Source organism: Pseudomonas sp. RIT-PI-S (assembly GCF_025642975.1).
Taxonomy (GTDB): domain Bacteria; phylum Pseudomonadota; class Gammaproteobacteria; order Pseudomonadales; family Pseudomonadaceae; genus Aquipseudomonas.
Genome location: NZ_JANZKJ010000003.1, coordinates 279,297 through 294,357, shown reverse-complemented (window position 1 = coordinate 294,357; position 15,061 = coordinate 279,297). Strand labels below are relative to the sequence as shown.

17 protein-coding genes are annotated in these 15,061 nt (G+C 63.3%); 10 read left to right on the top strand and 7 right to left on the bottom strand.

Translation table 11 applies throughout. The features are described 5' to 3' along the window. Positions 1-37: 37 nt before the first annotated feature. The 3 genes from OGL93_RS07400 to argH all read right to left on the bottom strand — a co-directional run bounded on the left by OGL93_RS07400 (position 38) and on the right by argH (position 2,031). Positions 38-283, bottom strand: a complete 246-nt coding sequence (locus OGL93_RS07400) for a TIGR02647 family protein (RefSeq protein ID WP_263261854.1) — start codon at positions 281-283, stop codon at positions 38-40. Positions 284-354: 71 nt separating this feature from the next. Continuing rightward, positions 355-627, bottom strand: a complete 273-nt coding sequence (locus OGL93_RS07395) for a hypothetical protein (protein ID WP_263261853.1) — start codon at positions 625-627, stop codon at positions 355-357. 9 nt (positions 628-636) lie between these two features. Then, positions 637-2,031, bottom strand: a complete 1,395-nt coding sequence (argH, locus tag OGL93_RS07390) for an argininosuccinate lyase (RefSeq protein ID WP_263261851.1) — start codon at positions 2,029-2,031, stop codon at positions 637-639. A 490-nt stretch (positions 2,032-2,521) separates the two neighbouring features. Between argH and OGL93_RS07380 the strand changes: the two genes are divergently transcribed. The 7 genes from OGL93_RS07380 (at position 2,522) to rsd (ending at position 8,832) form a co-directional block, all read left to right on the top strand. Further along, positions 2,522-3,268 carry a LytTR family DNA-binding domain-containing protein gene (locus OGL93_RS07380; protein ID WP_263261849.1) on the top strand — a complete coding sequence of 249 codons (747 nt, stop codon included), beginning with the start codon at positions 2,522-2,524 and terminating at the stop codon, positions 3,266-3,268. Positions 3,269-3,373: 105 nt separating this feature from the next. Then, the gene (gene hemC, locus OGL93_RS07375) at positions 3,374-4,315 is read left to right on the top strand and encodes a hydroxymethylbilane synthase (protein ID WP_263261848.1); all 942 of its coding nucleotides are present in this window, start codon (positions 3,374-3,376) and stop codon (positions 4,313-4,315) included. Then, positions 4,312-5,058, top strand: a complete 747-nt coding sequence (locus tag OGL93_RS07370) for a uroporphyrinogen-III synthase (protein ID WP_263261846.1) — start codon at positions 4,312-4,314, stop codon at positions 5,056-5,058. The genes hemC and OGL93_RS07370 overlap by 4 nt, the downstream gene beginning before the upstream one ends. Before the next feature lie 217 nt (positions 5,059-5,275). Then, the gene (locus OGL93_RS07365) at positions 5,276-6,316 is read left to right on the top strand and encodes a uroporphyrinogen-III C-methyltransferase (RefSeq protein WP_263261956.1); all 1,041 of its coding nucleotides are present in this window, start codon (positions 5,276-5,278) and stop codon (positions 6,314-6,316) included. Then, positions 6,313-7,548: a heme biosynthesis HemY N-terminal domain-containing protein gene (locus OGL93_RS07360; RefSeq protein WP_263261844.1), complete on the top strand. Its 1,236-nt coding sequence runs from the start codon at positions 6,313-6,315 to the stop codon at positions 7,546-7,548. The genes OGL93_RS07365 and OGL93_RS07360 overlap by 4 nt, the downstream gene beginning before the upstream one ends. Positions 7,549-7,675: 127 nt before the next feature. Continuing rightward, the gene (locus OGL93_RS07355; protein WP_263261842.1) at positions 7,676-8,161 is read left to right on the top strand and encodes a disulfide bond formation protein B; all 486 of its coding nucleotides are present in this window, start codon (positions 7,676-7,678) and stop codon (positions 8,159-8,161) included. 200 nt (positions 8,162-8,361) lie between these two features. Continuing rightward, positions 8,362-8,832 (top strand): sigma D regulator, encoded by a 471-nt coding sequence (gene rsd / locus OGL93_RS07350; RefSeq protein ID WP_263261840.1) that lies wholly within the window; start codon positions 8,362-8,364, stop codon positions 8,830-8,832. Positions 8,833-8,839: 7 nt separating this feature from the next. Here the strand turns inward: rsd and OGL93_RS07345 are convergent, their stop codons facing one another. Beyond that, positions 8,840-9,499 (bottom strand): FKBP-type peptidyl-prolyl cis-trans isomerase, encoded by a 660-nt coding sequence (locus OGL93_RS07345; RefSeq protein WP_263261839.1) that lies wholly within the window; start codon positions 9,497-9,499, stop codon positions 8,840-8,842. A gap of 164 nt (positions 9,500-9,663) precedes the next feature. Here OGL93_RS07345 and OGL93_RS07340 point away from each other — a divergent pair, with 164 nt between their 5' ends. Then, positions 9,664-10,443, top strand: coding sequence for an AlgP family protein (locus OGL93_RS07340; RefSeq protein ID WP_263261838.1), 780 nt, complete (start codon positions 9,664-9,666; stop codon positions 10,441-10,443). Here the strand turns inward: OGL93_RS07340 and OGL93_RS07335 are convergent. Next, positions 10,440-10,886: a TIGR02444 family protein gene (locus OGL93_RS07335; protein ID WP_263261837.1), complete on the bottom strand. Its 447-nt coding sequence runs from the start codon at positions 10,884-10,886 to the stop codon at positions 10,440-10,442. The genes OGL93_RS07340 and OGL93_RS07335 overlap by 4 nt on opposite strands. Before the next feature lie 49 nt (positions 10,887-10,935). On the opposite strand from OGL93_RS07335, the gene OGL93_RS07330 reads away from it, so the two are divergent. Next, positions 10,936-12,849: an ATP-binding cassette domain-containing protein gene (locus OGL93_RS07330; protein ID WP_263261836.1), complete on the top strand. Its 1,914-nt coding sequence runs from the start codon at positions 10,936-10,938 to the stop codon at positions 12,847-12,849. A 54-nt stretch (positions 12,850-12,903) separates the two neighbouring features. Next, on the top strand, positions 12,904-13,533 hold the full coding sequence (gene rhtB / locus OGL93_RS07325) for a homoserine/homoserine lactone efflux protein (protein ID WP_263261834.1): 630 nt from the start codon (positions 12,904-12,906) through the stop codon (positions 13,531-13,533). A gap of 9 nt (positions 13,534-13,542) precedes the next feature. On the opposite strand, the gene elbB is transcribed toward rhtB, so the two are convergent. Continuing rightward, a complete protein-coding gene (gene elbB, locus OGL93_RS07320; RefSeq protein ID WP_263261833.1) occupies positions 13,543-14,205 on the bottom strand; it encodes an isoprenoid biosynthesis glyoxalase ElbB in 663 nt (220 codons plus the stop codon). A 56-nt stretch (positions 14,206-14,261) separates the two neighbouring features. Next, positions 14,262-14,864, bottom strand: a complete 603-nt coding sequence (locus OGL93_RS07315; RefSeq protein ID WP_263261831.1) for a DedA family protein — start codon at positions 14,862-14,864, stop codon at positions 14,262-14,264. Between the last annotated feature and the right edge of the window lie 197 nt (positions 14,865-15,061).

Genomic DNA, 15,061 nt, shown 5'->3' with positions numbered 1-15,061 from the left:
GGCGTTATCGGCCGCCCTGGCCTGAGGTTGAGGACCGTCAGGCGGTTTCTGTGGTGCGCAGAATGGTCAGCAGGGCCTGGGCATGCTGGGCCGCCTCAAGCCCGAGGCTGGTGAGATAGCCGCCGTCGGGTAGTGTGATCAGTTCTTTCTCGTGCAGCCGAGCGGCGGCGGCGATGGCCGCAGGGGTTGCGGTCTGGTGGACTTTCAAACCTTCGAGGGTATTGCCAAGGTTGAACAGGGACAGGAGCTCGATTTCGGCGATCAGTTCTGGGCTGTAGGTCATGGAGCGGCCTCGCTGTTGTTATTGTTGGAGGGGCATGGCCGACCTGGCCATGCTCCGCTGCCGCGACGGCCTCAGGCTTCTTCGTCGGGAAGCTCCGGGAGAGCCCGTAGCGCGGCCTCGTACCACTGCCCATCGAAGGGGCGGTCGGCCTTGAGCATGTTGTCGATTTCAATCGCCAGCACGTGGGCCATGAGGTTGAGAATATCCGCTTCTTCGTATCCCACCAGCTTGAGTTTATTAAAAGTCGCCTGCGCCGCTGGCGGCTCGCCGCTTTCAAGCTGGTTCCGGATTGCTTCGGTGAGGGTCGCTTCAGCGAAATCCTCGTCGTTGAGTTCATCGGTCATGGGTATGCCTCAGCGTTGTGCCAACAGTGCCTGGCCGCGGATGACCGCCGCCTGCACCTGGGCCGGAGCCGTGCCGCCGATATGGTCGCGGGCGTTGACCGAGCCTTCGAGGGTGAGCACTTCAAACACGTCGGCGTCGATCTGGTCGCTGAAGCGACGCAGCTCATCCAAGCTCATTTCGGCCAGGTCCTTGCCGGTTTCCACACCGTACTTGACCGCATGACCGACGATTTCGTGGCAATCGCGGAAAGGCAGGCCACGGCGCACCAGGTAGTCGGCCAGGTCCGTGGCAGTGGAGAAGCCGCGCAGCGCCGCCTCGCGCATCACCGCATGGCGCGGCTTGATCGCCGGGATCATGTCGGCGAACGCGCGCAGCGAATCGCGCAGGGTGTCAGCAGCGTCGAATAGCGGCTCCTTGTCCTCTTGGTTGTCCTTGTTGTAGGCCAGCGGCTGGCCCTTCATCAAGGTCAGCAGGCCGGTGAGGGCACCGAACACCCGGCCACTCTTGCCCCGGACCAACTCCGGGACGTCCGGGTTTTTCTTTTGCGGCATGATCGAGCTGCCGGTGCAGAAGCGATCTGGCAGGTCGATGAACTGGAACTGCGCGCTGGTCCAAAGCACCAGCTCTTCGGAGAACCGCGACAGGTGCATCATCGCCAGGCTCGCTGCGGCACAGAATTCAATGGCGAAGTCTCGATCCGATACCCCATCCAGCGAGTTGCCGCCCACGGCCTCGAAGCCCAGCAGCGCGCAGGTGGTTTCGCGGTCGATCGGGTAGGTGGTGCCGGCCAGTGCCGCGCTGCCAAGCGGCATGCGGTTGGTGCGCTTGCGGCAGTCGACGAGGCGCTCGTAGTCGCGGCCAAGCATTTCGAACCAGGCCAGCAAGTGGTGCCCGAACGTGACCGGCTGGGCGGTTTGCAGGTGCGTGAAACCCGGCATGATGGTGCCCGCTTCGCGCTCCGCGACTTCGAGCAGGCCCTTTTGCAGGCGGGTGATTTCGCCGAGGATGGTGTCGATCTCATCCCGCAGCCACAAGCGGATATCCGTAGCGACCTGGTCGTTGCGGCTGCGCCCGGTGTGCAGCTTTTTGCCGGTGACGCCGATGCGATCGGTAAGCCGCGCCTCGATGTTCATGTGCACGTCTTCGAGGTCCACACGCCATTCGAAGGTGCCGGCCTCGATCTCGCCCTGGATGGTATGAAGCCCCTCGACGATGGCATCACGCTCGGCCTCGGTGAGTACGCCAACCTGGGCCAGCATGGTCGCATGGGCAACCGAGCCCATGATGTCGTGGCGGTAAAGGCGACGGTCGAAGGTAACCGAAGCGGTGAAGCGGGCGACGAAGGCGTCGACGGGTTCGCTGAAGCGGCCGCCCCAGGACTGGTTGGTCTTGTCGGTGCTCATGACTGGCTCGTTGGAGGTTCGAACGGGAAATGGCCCCATCATAGCAGGGTCGCCCGGCGAGCGGGCCGCGCGCGCGGGACGGCGGCGGGGTCTGCCCGTAGGCTGTTGCCGGAGGGGATGTAGGATAACTGGCGAAACGATATACGCCGATTGAGCAATGTCGCGCCGGCAAGCGTCTACAGTGAATGAAAGCCGCGACCTCGTGCAACGGCCATGCGGCAAGGCCTGTGTGTCATGGGCAAGAAGCGAGCCCCGGAGTGGGGCGGCGGCGGGCGACCAAAGGGAGAGTTCAGTTGCGCCTCAATCACTGTGCGGCACCCCCTCTAGCAACGGCGTCAGTGCTCGTTTCACGCAAGCGAAACGTCTCATCGCTTCGCTCTCGGGCACTTTTCGATACTGCCGCCAGTCTCAGCGAGGAACGCCGCCACGGCCGTCAGTTCACCTGTCTACGCTATCTATCCGCGAGACTCACGCAGGAATCCGGCACTCTATGAATGTCCTGATCGTTGATGACGAACCCATGGCCCGCGAGAAACTGAGCCGAATGGTCAGCGACCTCGAAGGGTATAGCGTCTTGGAACCCGGTGCCGGCAGCGGCGACGAGGCCCTGACGCTGATCGACAGCCTCAAGCCTGATGTTGTGTTGCTGGACGTGCGCATGCCAGGCCTGGACGGCCTGCAAGTCGCCGCCAAATTGTGCGAACGCGATACTCCTCCCGCCGTGGTGTTCTGCACCGGGCAAGACGAGTTTGCCGTCAACGCCTTCGAAAGCAACGCCGTGCGTTTTCTGATGAAGCCAGTGAGCTCGGATAAGTTGTCCGACGCGCTCAGGCGCGCCGAGCGGCCGAACCGCGCCACCCTCGCCGCGCTGACCCGCCCGGCTGCGAACAATGGCAGCACCCCCCGCACGCACATCAGCGCCCGCACCCGTAAAGGCATCGAGTTGATTCCGCTCGACCAAGTGATCTATTTCATTGCCGACCACAAGTACGTCACCTTGCGCCATGAGCACGGCGAAGTGCTGCTCGACGAGCCGCTCAAGGCCCTCGAGACCGAGTTCGGTGACCGCTTCGTGCGCATTCACCGTAATGCACTGGTGGCACGTGCCCGCATCGAGCGCCTGCAACGTACGCCCCTGGGGCATTTCCAACTGTACCTGACTGGGCTCAATGGCGATGCGCTGATCGTCAGCCGGCGCCATGTGGCGGGCGTGCGCAAGATGATGCAGCAACTCTGACGCAACCGCCCTAGGGCGCTTCTATCTTCCTGATAGGCGCGCCTGGCGGTCCGAAGCCCTGGTCAGCTGGTATGATCGCCCGCATCTCGGCTTTGGTAACACTCCATGTACGCTCGCACGGTTCGCATCGCCACGCGCAAAAGCGCCCTGGCCCTCTGGCAGGCCAATTATGTAAAGGCTTGCCTGGAACAAGCCCATCCCGGACTGCAAGTCAGCCTGGTGCCCATGGTCAGCCGGGGTGACAAGCTTCTCGACTCGCCCCTGGCGAAGATCGGTGGCAAGGGCCTGTTCGTGAAGGAGCTGGAAACCGCGCTGCTGGAAAACGAAGCCGACATCGCGGTGCACTCGATGAAAGACGTGCCCATGGATTTCCCGGAGGGGCTAGGCCTTTACTGCATCTGTGAGCGTGAAGATCCGCGCGACGCCTTCGTTTCCAACGCCTTCGCTAACCTGGCAAGCCTGCCTTCGGGCAGCGTGGTGGGCACCTCCAGTTTGCGTCGCCAAGCCCAGCTGTTGGCCAGTCGGCCCGACCTGAAAATCCATTTTTTGCGTGGCAACGTCAATACGCGCCTGGCCAAGCTCGATGCAGGTGAGTACGACGCCATCATCCTCGCCGCCGCCGGGCTGATCCGCCTCGGTTTCGAAGCGCGTATTCGCGATACGCTCACGGCCGAGGATTGCCTGCCCGCGGGCGGCCAGGGCGCGGTAGGTATCGAGTGCCGTACGATCGATGCCGAGTTGCACGCCCTGTTGGCGCCTCTCAATCACGGCCCTACCGCGGCGCGGGTGGAGGCAGAGCGGGCACTGAACCGGCGCCTGAACGGCGGTTGCCAGGTGCCCATCGCAGCGTACGCGGTGCTTGAAGGTGACCAGTTGTGGTTGCGTGGGCTGGTCGGGCGGCCTGATGGCAGCGTGCTGTTGCATGCCCAAGCCCGTGCCAGCCGCGACGATGCCGTGGGCCTTGGCCAGCGCGTGGCCGATGAGCTACTGGAAAAGGGCGCTCAGGTGATTCTTAACGAGGTGTACGCAGAAGGCGATCCTCATTGAGCCACTGGCGGCTGCTGCTGACCCGCCCCGAGGGCGAGTCCCGGGCACTGGCCTGCGAGCTCGCCAGCCACGGACATTACGGCAGCTGCCTGCCCATGCTGGTTATCGAGCCATTACCCCCGCCTGTTCGCCCGCCCGGCTGGCTGCAAGGCTTTGCCGCGGTGGTGGTGGTCAGCAAGCCCGCCGCCCATTTATGCCTGCGGGGGCTTGAGCATCAGCTAGCAACGCCTGGGCCGCGCTGGTTTGCGGTAGGTGCCGCCACCGCGGCCGTCCTCGAACAGCATGGCTTGGCGGTGAGCTTCCCGCGCAACGGCGACGATAGCGAAGCCCTGTGGCAGCTTCCATCGTTGGCGGCGGTGCTGGCGGGCCCCAAGCCTCGAGTGCTAATCGTCCGTGGGCAGGGCGGCCGGGAGTGGCTGGGCGAGCGCCTGGCCGAGCGCGGCGCTGAGGTTGAATACCTGGAACTGTACCGGCGCGGCGTTCCTGACTATCCTGCCAGCGCTGTAGCCGAACGGTTGCAGGCGGAACGCTTGAATGGCGCGGTGGTCAGCAGTGGTCAGGGGCTGGAGCATTTGCACCGCCTCGCCGGCGCGGCCTGGCCGGCGCTGGCAGCGCTGCCGCTCTTCGTGCCGAGCGCCCGCGTAGCGGGCCTCGCCCAAGCGCTCGGCTGCCGCCACCCCGTCAATTGCCGCGGTGCAAGCAGCGCTGCCTTGATCGCCGCGCTGGCTACCCAGGGCCCGTGAACCGCGCCCCCCGACAAAGGAAGGATACGTGAGCGAAACAGCCCCGCCCCATGACCCTCAGGAGCCGCCCCGCAAGCCGGCGACGGACCCGTTGAAAGACCCCATCCGGGAACCGGTTCGAGAACCCGTCCGGGAACCCATTCGGGAACCCGTTCGGGAGCCTTTAGGTAAGCCCGCCCAACCTGCCCATTCGACCGCGGCCGCCACAGGCCCTGCGGTGCCGGTTCGCTCGCGCACCAGCCAGGGCCTCGCAGTGCTGGCCTTGCTGATTGGCGCCTGCGGATTAGGCGTAGGAGGCTGGGCGGCTTGGCAGCTGAGGCAGCTGGATGCTGGTCAGCGGCAGCAGGGCGCTCAAGTGCAAAGCCTTGCCTCAGCCAACCAGGCCATCGGCGAGCAGGCGCGTAGCCTCGACGCAAGGCTGTCGCAGCTGCCAGCCGCTGACGAATTGGAAGATCGCCGGCGCCTGGTGGCGCAACTGCAAAGCGACCAGCAACGCCTGGGCCAGCGCCTGGAAACCGTGCTCGGCGCCAGCCGCCAGGATTGGCGCCTGGCCGAAGCCGAACACCTGGTACGGCTTGCCAGCTTGCGGCTCTCCGCGCTGCAGGACGTCAACAGCGCTCGCGCGTTGGTTCAAGGCGCGGATGACATCCTGCGCGAACAGGATGACCCCAATGCCTTCGCCGCCCGCGAGCAACTGGCCCGCAGCTTGGCCGCGCTGCAGGCCACTGAGCAGCCGGACCGCACCGGGCTGTTCCTGCAACTGGCAGCGTTGCGAGAGCAGGCGGCGCAGCTGTCTGCGCTGGCGCCGCAGTTCGAAGCCGACCGTGAAGCGGTCAGCACCGCCAGCGACGACAGCACCCTGCATTGGCGCCAGTGGTGGGCGCGCATTTCCAGCTTCTTCCGCATCGATTTCAACCCTGACGCCAATGTGCGGCCATTGCTGGCCGGGCAAGGTTTGAATCAGGTGCGGCTGGCCCTGCGGCTGGCCTTGGAGCAGGCACAATGGGCTGCGCTCAATGGCGAGCAGGCGGTGTTCAAGCAAGCGTTGGGGCAGGCCCGGGAAATACTCATCCGCAACTTCAATCAGGACAACACGCAAAGCAGCAGCCTGCTGGCCAGCCTGGATAAGCTCGCCAGTAGCCGGGTAACTGTGGCAACGCCAGACCTGGCCAACAGCCTTGCGGCACTGCAGGCCTATATGGCGCGGCGGCATCAGCCAGGGGGCGGGCCCGGCGGCGAGCAGGAGCGCCAGCCATGAAGCGCCTGTATGTGGTGCTGTTCGTCACTATCGCGCTGGCGCTGGTAGTTGGCCTGGGGATTTCGTTGCATCCGGGGTACGTGCTGATCGACTACCCCCACGTGTTCCGGTACGAATCCGGCCTTTGGACAACCCTCGCCGCCGTGTTGGCGCTGGTGTTGCTGGGGCTATTGTTCGTTGGGCTGGCCCGCCTGCTGCTCACTTCCACGGGAGTGGTTAACCCTTGGTCTCGCCGCAATCGCCGGCGACGTTTGCAGGCCGCCATTGCCCGCGGCCAGGTAGACCTGGCTGAAGGTCGCTGGGCAAGCGCGCAAAAGCACTTGAAGGTCGCCGCGGAAAATGAGCGCTACCCGCTGTTCTATTACTTAGGCGCCGCCCGGGCGGCCAACGAACAGGGTTTGCACGAAGAAAGCGATAGTTTGCTAGAGCGGGCGCTGCAGCGTCAGCCCAAGGCGGAGCTTGCCGTTGCATTGAGCCATGCCCAACTGCAAGCCGATCGCGGCGATGGTGCTGGCGCGCTCGCTACCCTAGAGGTCATGCACGAACGCTATCCGGGTAACACCCAGGTCCTGCGGCAGCTGGCCGGCCTATGCGCGCAGCGTAACGAGTGGGCCTCGGTGGCGCGCTTGCTGCCGGAGCTGCGCAAGCACAAGGTGATGGCCGCCGAAGACATCGCCGCACTCGAACAACGGGCGGTAGGAGAGCGTCTGCTGCTGGGAGATCTCGACGGCCAGGGCAGCGATGAGGCTTCCTTGGACCGCGCCTGGCAACAGCTGAGCCCTGGCCAACGGCAAGAGCCGGCCTTGCTGCTCAACTATGCCGAAAGGCTGCGCCGGCTGGGGGCATCGGCGAAGGCGGAAGTGGTGCTGCGCGGCGCGCTCAAACGCAGCTTTGACAGTCACCTGGCGCGGCTTTATGGGCTGGTGCCTGGCGAAGAGCCTGGCAAGTCACTGGCCTTCGCCGAAGGGCTGCTGCGTGAGCATCCGCAAGACCCAAGCCTGCTGTTGACCCTTGGGCGGCTCTGCCTTCAGAACCGCCTGTGGGGCAAGGCGCGGGATTATTTCGAAGCCAGCTTGCGGCACCAGCGTAACGCCGAAGCGTGCGCCGAGCTGGCGCGCTTGCTGGCGCAACTGGGCGATACGCGGCGCAGCAATGAGTTGTTCCAGGAAGGCCTGGGCCTGCTGGACGAACGCTTGTTGGCGCTGCCCTTGCCTGGGCCGGTAGGCGTTTGAGCGTGCATGGGGCCCGACGCCTTTGGCGGGGCCCTGATTTCAGAGCAGTTCTTGCACCGGCTGTCTTGAAACGGCTTGAGCCTTTCCACTAACGTTGCTGCCTGTTAATCGCGCATCTGGATCGCTCATGCCTTCGGCCCGTTCGCGTCATCTGTTTGTGTTGGCCTTTATCTTGGCCATGCTGGCATTGAGCGCGTCGGTTTACCTCGAAAAGGTGGCCCTGCTGCATCCTTGCTCGCTGTGTATCGTTCAGCGTGGTTGTGTAGCGCTGATTGCAGTGTTGAACGCCCTGGCCTGGGGCTTCCGGCCCAAGGTGAACGGCACGCGAGCGTATGCGGCGCTCGCTTTGCTGCTTTCGACCTTGGGGGCTGCTTCGGCCATCCGCCAACTTTGGCTGCAAGCCCATCCTTTGCCCCACCCTACGGCCTCGACGAACCTTTTTCACCTCGACCAGTCTGAGGCTCTGCTCGAAACATTGAAGGTGTTTGCATTGGGTTCCCCCGACTGCGCCATCGTCAACTGGACGCTGCTGGACCTGAGCCTGCCCGAATGGAGCCTGCTGACACTCGCAGGCCTGGGCTTGATCACCTGCCTCCAGCTGTTTGAGCGCTGATCAGCGTTTCGCTGGCATCAAACATTTGTATGAAGTTAGTGAGCGCATGTCTTGCTGCCGTCAACGCGGGGGCATAATCTCGTTAAACGCACCGGATCGTGGCCCTTTGCTACGTCCGATGGGACGTACAGTGCTGGTTCGCTGGCCATTGGCTGGTTTGCGTTCCGTCTTCAACGTGAACCTCAAGGGAAGAACAGACCATGCTGGAAAGTTGTCAGAATGCACAGGAACGTTGGGGTGGAGTCCACCTGATCATCGACCGTTGGCTACAGGATCGCCAGCGTCTGATCGTAGCCTTCGGTGCCATCGAAGAAGCTTCGGAAGAGGGTCGTCTGCGACGCTCCGGTCTTCAGGACTTCTGCGGCATTCTTGTGGATTACGTATCCGCCGGCCATTTCGGTGTGTATGAGCAACTCACCCAGGAAGCCAAGGCTTTTGGCGACGATCGCGGGCTAGAGTTGGCCAAGCAGATCTGCCCTCGCCTCGATGTCCTGACCGAGGGCTGCCTCAAATTCAACGATCACTGCGACAGCGGCGACTGCTCCGATTTCGCTGACCTTTCCGCGCGCCTCAAGGAACTGGGCGGGGTGCTGCATGAGCGGTTCGAGCTTGAGGACTGCCTGATCGAGGTGTTGCATACCTCGCACCGCGAGGAAGCCGCCCAAGCCTGAGCCTTGCTCAGTTGGCGAGGTTTCGCAATTCGATCTCGAAGATCAGCGGCGTATAGGGTGGGATCAGCTCACCCGCGCCTTCGGCGCCATAGGCTTGATCCGAAGGTATGACCACGCGCCAGCGCGCTCCTTTGGGCATTTGCTGCAGGGCGATCTTCCACCCTTCAATCACGCTATCCAGCCGAAACCATTGCGGCTGGTCGTTCTGATCGAAGATCGTGCCCTCGGGCAGCTGCCCTTTGTAGCTGACCTCCACCCGCGAGTTGGCGGTAGGTTTTTCGCCCTGGCCCGGCGCCAGCTCCGTATACAGCACGCCGTTCGACAGCTCATGCATGTTGGCCTTGGCGCGCTCCCCTGCCATGAAGCGTCGTTCCGCCATAAGCGCTGCCTCGGTACTTGAGCTTTGTTGCGCCCCGCCCATCTCGGCCTCGTGTGCGGCCAGGATTTGCCTGATGCGCTTCTCGTCCAAGGCTAGCGGCTGGTCATGGTAGGCCTGCCGCAACCCATCGATGAGTGCTTCTACGTCCAGGCCGGGCTGATCTTCTCGTAAGCGCTCGCCAATGCTGGCGCCCAGGCTGTAACCGAGGTCGTGTGGCGAAGTGGCAGCGTCCTCGGCCAGGCTGAAGGGTGCCACCAGGCACAGCGTGAACAGCAGACGACGCGACATATGAAGGCTCCTGAGATAAGCACGGATTATCGCTGGCACGCCCGGACCTTTCAAACCTGATCCAACCCATCCCTCGGCGCGAGAATGCAAATTTATGGAGTGCTCGCTAGCGAGCCGGGGGCGCTCGGCATACCATAAAAGACCATTCAGCGAGGAGGAACGTCATGTCGGCTAAAAAGAAGCCCGTAAGTACCCCGTTGCATCTGCTTCAGCAACTGACCGGGAGCTTGCTAGAGCATTTCGAGCAAGCCTGCGCCCAGGCCCTCACTGATGCGGAAAAGATCCTCGCCAAGCTGGAAAAGCAGCGAGTGAAGGTGCAGGAAAAGCTGCATAAGCAGCGTGCGCGGATCGAAGCGGCCGCCACTGCCGGCAAGGCCAAGGCCCAAACCAAGGCCCGCGCCAATGTCGATAGCCTCGAAAGTTCGCTGGAGGAGCTGCAACGGCGCCAGGGCGAGACCCGCCAGTACATTGGTGAGTTGAAGAATGACATCCAGGCCAGCATGGCGCTCGTGCAGGGGGTAGGGAAGGTCCGCGAGGCCACCGCCAAGGCTCTCGACCAGCGTCAGAACAATAGTGCTACCCAACCTGCCGCCAAGCCCGCGCGCAAGCCGGGTTCTACCAAAGCGCCTGCCAAGGCATTGGCAACAGCTACTACCGCCTCGACTAGCGCGGCGCAGAAACCCGCTACCCCACGTGCACGTAGTGCCCGCGCCAGCGCGCCTGTCGCCAAGCCAACGGCCACCTCGGCCAAGGCTGCGCCGCGCAAGCCCGCCACGCGCAAGGTCAGCCCCGTCGCCGATGGCGGTGCCCAAGCACCTGAGGCACAAGCAACCGCGCCGGCAGCACCTCGCGCTCCCCGCAAACCCCGCGTTACCACCAAGCCCGCGACAGCCAGCAGCGAGGCTCCCGCCAACGGAGCGGTAGCGCCCGCCAGCGGGTCTTAAGCCTGGCTCGAAGCCGCGCGCAGCGCTGCTCGCGCGGTCGCGTCCGGGACGGCCCAGTCCAGCCACCCTGGCTGTGTTGTGCAGGTCGCTGGCCAAGCTTGAGCGGCCGATTGTAACCGGGCGAGCAGCGTCTGTTCGGCTTCCAGCTCCAGCCTTTTAACGCTTTCTCTGAGCTGGCCCAGGCGGATGTCGCCCGCGGCCGCTGGCCGCCACTGTTCACGCAGCTCCCGCAGCGGCTGCACTACCGTACGCTCCCATGGAAGGGCGATCTCGCTCAAAACCTCGGCTCGCACTGCCTCCCACGTAACTTGCCGCTGCTCCAGCCAAAGGGCGCATAGCGCTAGGCAGACGTTGCTGCCTTGGGCCTGGGCCGCCAGGCAAGCGGCTTCAACCCCCCGCCGGGCATAGAATTCACAGGCATAGCGCCACAGATCGTTGTGCATCAAGCCCCCACGCCAGCCGGCAGGGAAGCTGGTAAACTCCGCCGCCATTATGATTCGAATTCAAAACCTCACTTTACAGCGTGGCCCACAGCGTCTGCTAGAAGACGCCGAGCTGACGCTGCACGCCGGTCAAAAAGCCGGCCTGATCGGTGCCAACGGCGCCGGAAAATCCAGCCTGTTTGCCTTGCTTCGCGGCGAGCTCACCCCAGACGCGGGGGCGTGCGACCTTCCGCCCGACTGGCGTATCGCTCATATGCGCCAGGAGGTCGATACGCTGGAGCGTATCGCGGTAGATTACGTGCTCGACGGCGATCAGCGGCTGCGAGCCATCCAGCAGGACCTGGCCGCTGCCGAAGCGGCCCATGACGGTACCGCGTTGGCTCGCCTGCATGCCGAACTCGACGCGGCCGACGGCTACACGGCCGATGCCCGGGCGCGCAAGCTCCTTGCCGGGCTGGGCTTTAGCAATGCACAGATGGACCTGCCCGTCGGGGACTTCTCCGGTGGCTGGCGGATGCGCCTGAACCTGGCGCAAGCCTTGATGTGCCCCTCAGACCTGTTGTTGCTCGACGAGCCCACCAACCATCTGGACCTGGATGCGATCATCTGGCTCGAGGACTGGCTCAAGGGCTACCCCGGCACTCTGCTGCTGATTTCCCACGACCGGGATTTCCTCGACGCCGTGGTGGACCATATCGCCCATGTGGATCAGCGCAAGCTGGTGCTCTACCGTGGTGGTTATACGGCCTTCGAGCGGGCCCGGGCCGAGCGCCTGGCCCAGCAACAGCAAGCCTACGACAAGCAGCAGGCGCGTCGTGCCCATATGGAAAAGTACATCGCCCGGTTCAAAGCGCAGGCGACCAAGGCCCGTCAAGCGCAGAGCCGGATCAAAGCGTTGGAGCGGATGGAGGAAATTTCCGCCGCCCATGTGGATTCGCCATTCGAATTCGTGTTTCGAGAGGCGCAAAAGCTATCTAGCCCACTGCTGGATATTTCCGAGGGGCGCCTGGGCTATGGCAGCAAAGTGATTCTGGAGAAGGTCAAGCTGCAGCTCACTCCCGGTGCACGGATCGGCCTGCTGGGCCCAAACGGGGCGGGTAAATCGACGCTTATCAAGAACCTCGCCGGCGAACTTGAGCCCTTGGCGGGTACCTTGCGCCGTGGCGAGAACCTGGAGGTGGGTTACTTCGCACAACACCAACTCGACTCCCTCGATGGCAAGGCCAGCCCTTTGCTGCATTTGCAGCGGCTGGCGCCTGCCGAGCGGGAACAGACCCTCAAGGATTTCCTTGGCGGCTTTGATTTTCGCGGCGCTCGGCTCGATGAGCCAGTGCTGAATTTCTCGGGCGGTGAAAAGGCGCGCCTGGCGCTGGCCTTGATCGCCTGGGGCAGGCCCAACCTGCTGCTGCTCGACGAACCGACCAACCACCTGGATTTGGAAATGCGCCTGGCGCTGACCATGGCGCTGCAGGAATTCAGTGGCGCGGTGTTGGTGGTATCTCACGATCGTCACCTGCTCAAAAGCACCACGGATGATTTCCTATTGGTGGCTAATGGCAAGATCGAAGCGTTCGACGGCGATCTGGACGACTATGCGCGCTGGCTGGTCGATTATCGTCAGCGTAACGCGCCCACCACAGCCCCTTCGGCGGGCGGCGAGCGTAATGACAAAAAGGCTCAGCGTCAGGCAGCCGCTGCCCTGCGCCAGCAACTGGCCCCGCACAAGCGCGAAGCCGAGCGGCTGGAGAGTGCCCTAGGCAAGGTGCATGAGGAGTTGGCGCGTATTGAGGCGCGCCTGGCGGATAGCGCGCTGTATGAGGCCGCCCGGAAGGACGAGCTGCGCGACCTGCTGGCGCGTCAGGCGGTGCTCAAGGGCGAGGAGGGCAAGCTTGAAGACGACTGGATGGTAGCGCTCGAGCTGCTTGAAAACCTCCAGGCTGAGCTCGAAGCCCTCGCGTCGTGACATTGCTGCCGCGGCAGCTTAACGTAGCCGTCTGACTCGACGGAGGGTTGAACAATGGCGTGGCATACGTGGCTGGCGTTTCTTGCTGCAAGTTGGGTGATCAGCCTGTCGCCGGGGGCGGGGGCGATCGCTTCGATGTCTTCCGGGCTGCGTTATGGCTTCGCCCGGGGGTACTGGAACGCGGCAGGCTTGCAGGTGGGCCTGGCGCTACAGATCGCCGTGGTGGCTGCGGGGGTGGGCGCTATCCTCGCAGCGTCGGCCACGGCATTTACCCTCATCAAGTGGTTCGGCGTGTTTTATCTGCTGTACCTCGCGGTTCGCCAATGGCGGGCGGCGCCCATGCAATTGCAGGAGCAGGCTCAACCTCAGACTGGCAGCCGCCTGGGGCTGGTTGTGCGTGGATTGCTGGTCAACCTCAGCAACCCCAAGGCGTTGGTGTTCATGCTGGCGGTCTTGCCGCAATTCATTGATCCCAAGGCGCCTTTGCTGGCGCAATACCTGATCATCGGGACAACCATGGTCAGCGTGGACATGATCGTCATGGCTGGTTATACGGGCTTGGCTTCCAGGGTATTGCGGCTGTTGCGCAGCCCTCAGCAGCAGCGGCGGCTGAACCGCACTTTCGCGGGGCTGTTCGTTGGCGCGGCGACGTTTCTGGCCAGCCTGCGCAGGGCAACGCTCTAGCCTTCGGGCTTAGCTTGGTGCCGCGACCATCTCCACCACCCGCTCCACCAGCTTGTTGATGCCCACGGCGACCTCTGCAATCGAGCGCGCGCTCATGTAGGCGGGTGTGCACACCAACCGGCGGTGCGGGTCTTCAACGATTGCATCGACTTCACAGGGCACGTGTGTGCCTCCCATTTTCTCGATAGCAGCCGCCGTGTCGCGATCCTTGCCGATGCTGCAGATCACCGTCGGCCCGTAGATTTTCGCGGCCAGCGCTGGGGAAATGCAGATAAGCCCCACCGGCTTGCGGTCTTCGGCAAAAGCTTCGGCCAGCGCCAGAAAGCCGGTATCAAGCGTGCATTGGCTGCCTTGGGTGGCGAAATTGGAGAGGTTGCACGCCGAGCCGAACCCGCCGGGAACGATAAGGGCGTCGAACGCCTGCACTTGTGCTTCAGCGAGTGGCTTGATAGCGCCTCGGGCAATGCGCGCGGCTTCCACCAACGCGCGCCGCCGCTCCCCAGTGGGTTTGCCGGTCAAATGGTCTGTCACGTCGAATTCAATATCCGGCGCGAAGCATTGGACCTCGCAGCCCAGTTGATCCAACCGCAGCAGCGTCAGTACGCTTTCGTGGATTTCCGCGCCGTCTTGAAAGCCGCAGCCAGAGAGAATGACAGCGATGCGTGCGGTCATGGCACATGCCCCGTTGATCGATGTGTTTCACTGTGAACGCGATGAGGCGCGTGTGTTCACTGTGCAGGCGGCTCGGGCAGCTTTCCTTCCTGCTCGGCCTTGCGGGCGATGCGGGCAGCCTTGATGCGCCGGCTGATCCACAACAACACGCCGAGCAGCAGCAGGCCACCTAACACCCAGAGCTCGTACTTCTTGATGTTGCCCAGCATTCCCTCTAATACCGCTCCAAAATGGTAAGCCGCCTGCCCAAGGGCGATCGCCCATACCATCGCGCCTATGCCATTGAGCAATAGATAGCGGCGGGGAGGATAGCCCGAGAGGCCGATAGCCACGGGCATTACCGTGCGCAGCCCATACACGAAGCGGAAGGACAGGACCCATAGGTCGGGGTGCTTGCGAATGTGCTCAAGTGCCCGGTCGCCCATGGTTTGCCAGCGTGGTTTACGCGCCAGCAGGCGCCGGCCATGGCGGCGACCGAGGAAATACCAGAGTTGATCGCCGGCATAGCTGCCAAGAAAAGCGACCAACATCACCATGTTGATGTCCATGTATCCACGGAACGCAAGAAACCCGGCGAGGACCAAGATGGTTTCGCCTTCGAAGAAGGTCCCCAGGAAAAGGGCCAGGTAACCGAAATCGTTGAGAAATTGATGGAGCATTTTCAAGATGCTGGCGAAATGAACGCGCAGCCTAACCCTTAAGAGAAATTCATGAAAGTGTCGATATGTGTCTCAACGTGAACATTGATGCTACCTCCTGCTGGCTTGAACCCGCTGTAGCTGTCACGCGGCTGTCACATGTTGACCTTATAACAGCCGGGCCCGTCTTCGACGGCGTTTCTGTCCCGGTGACCCGA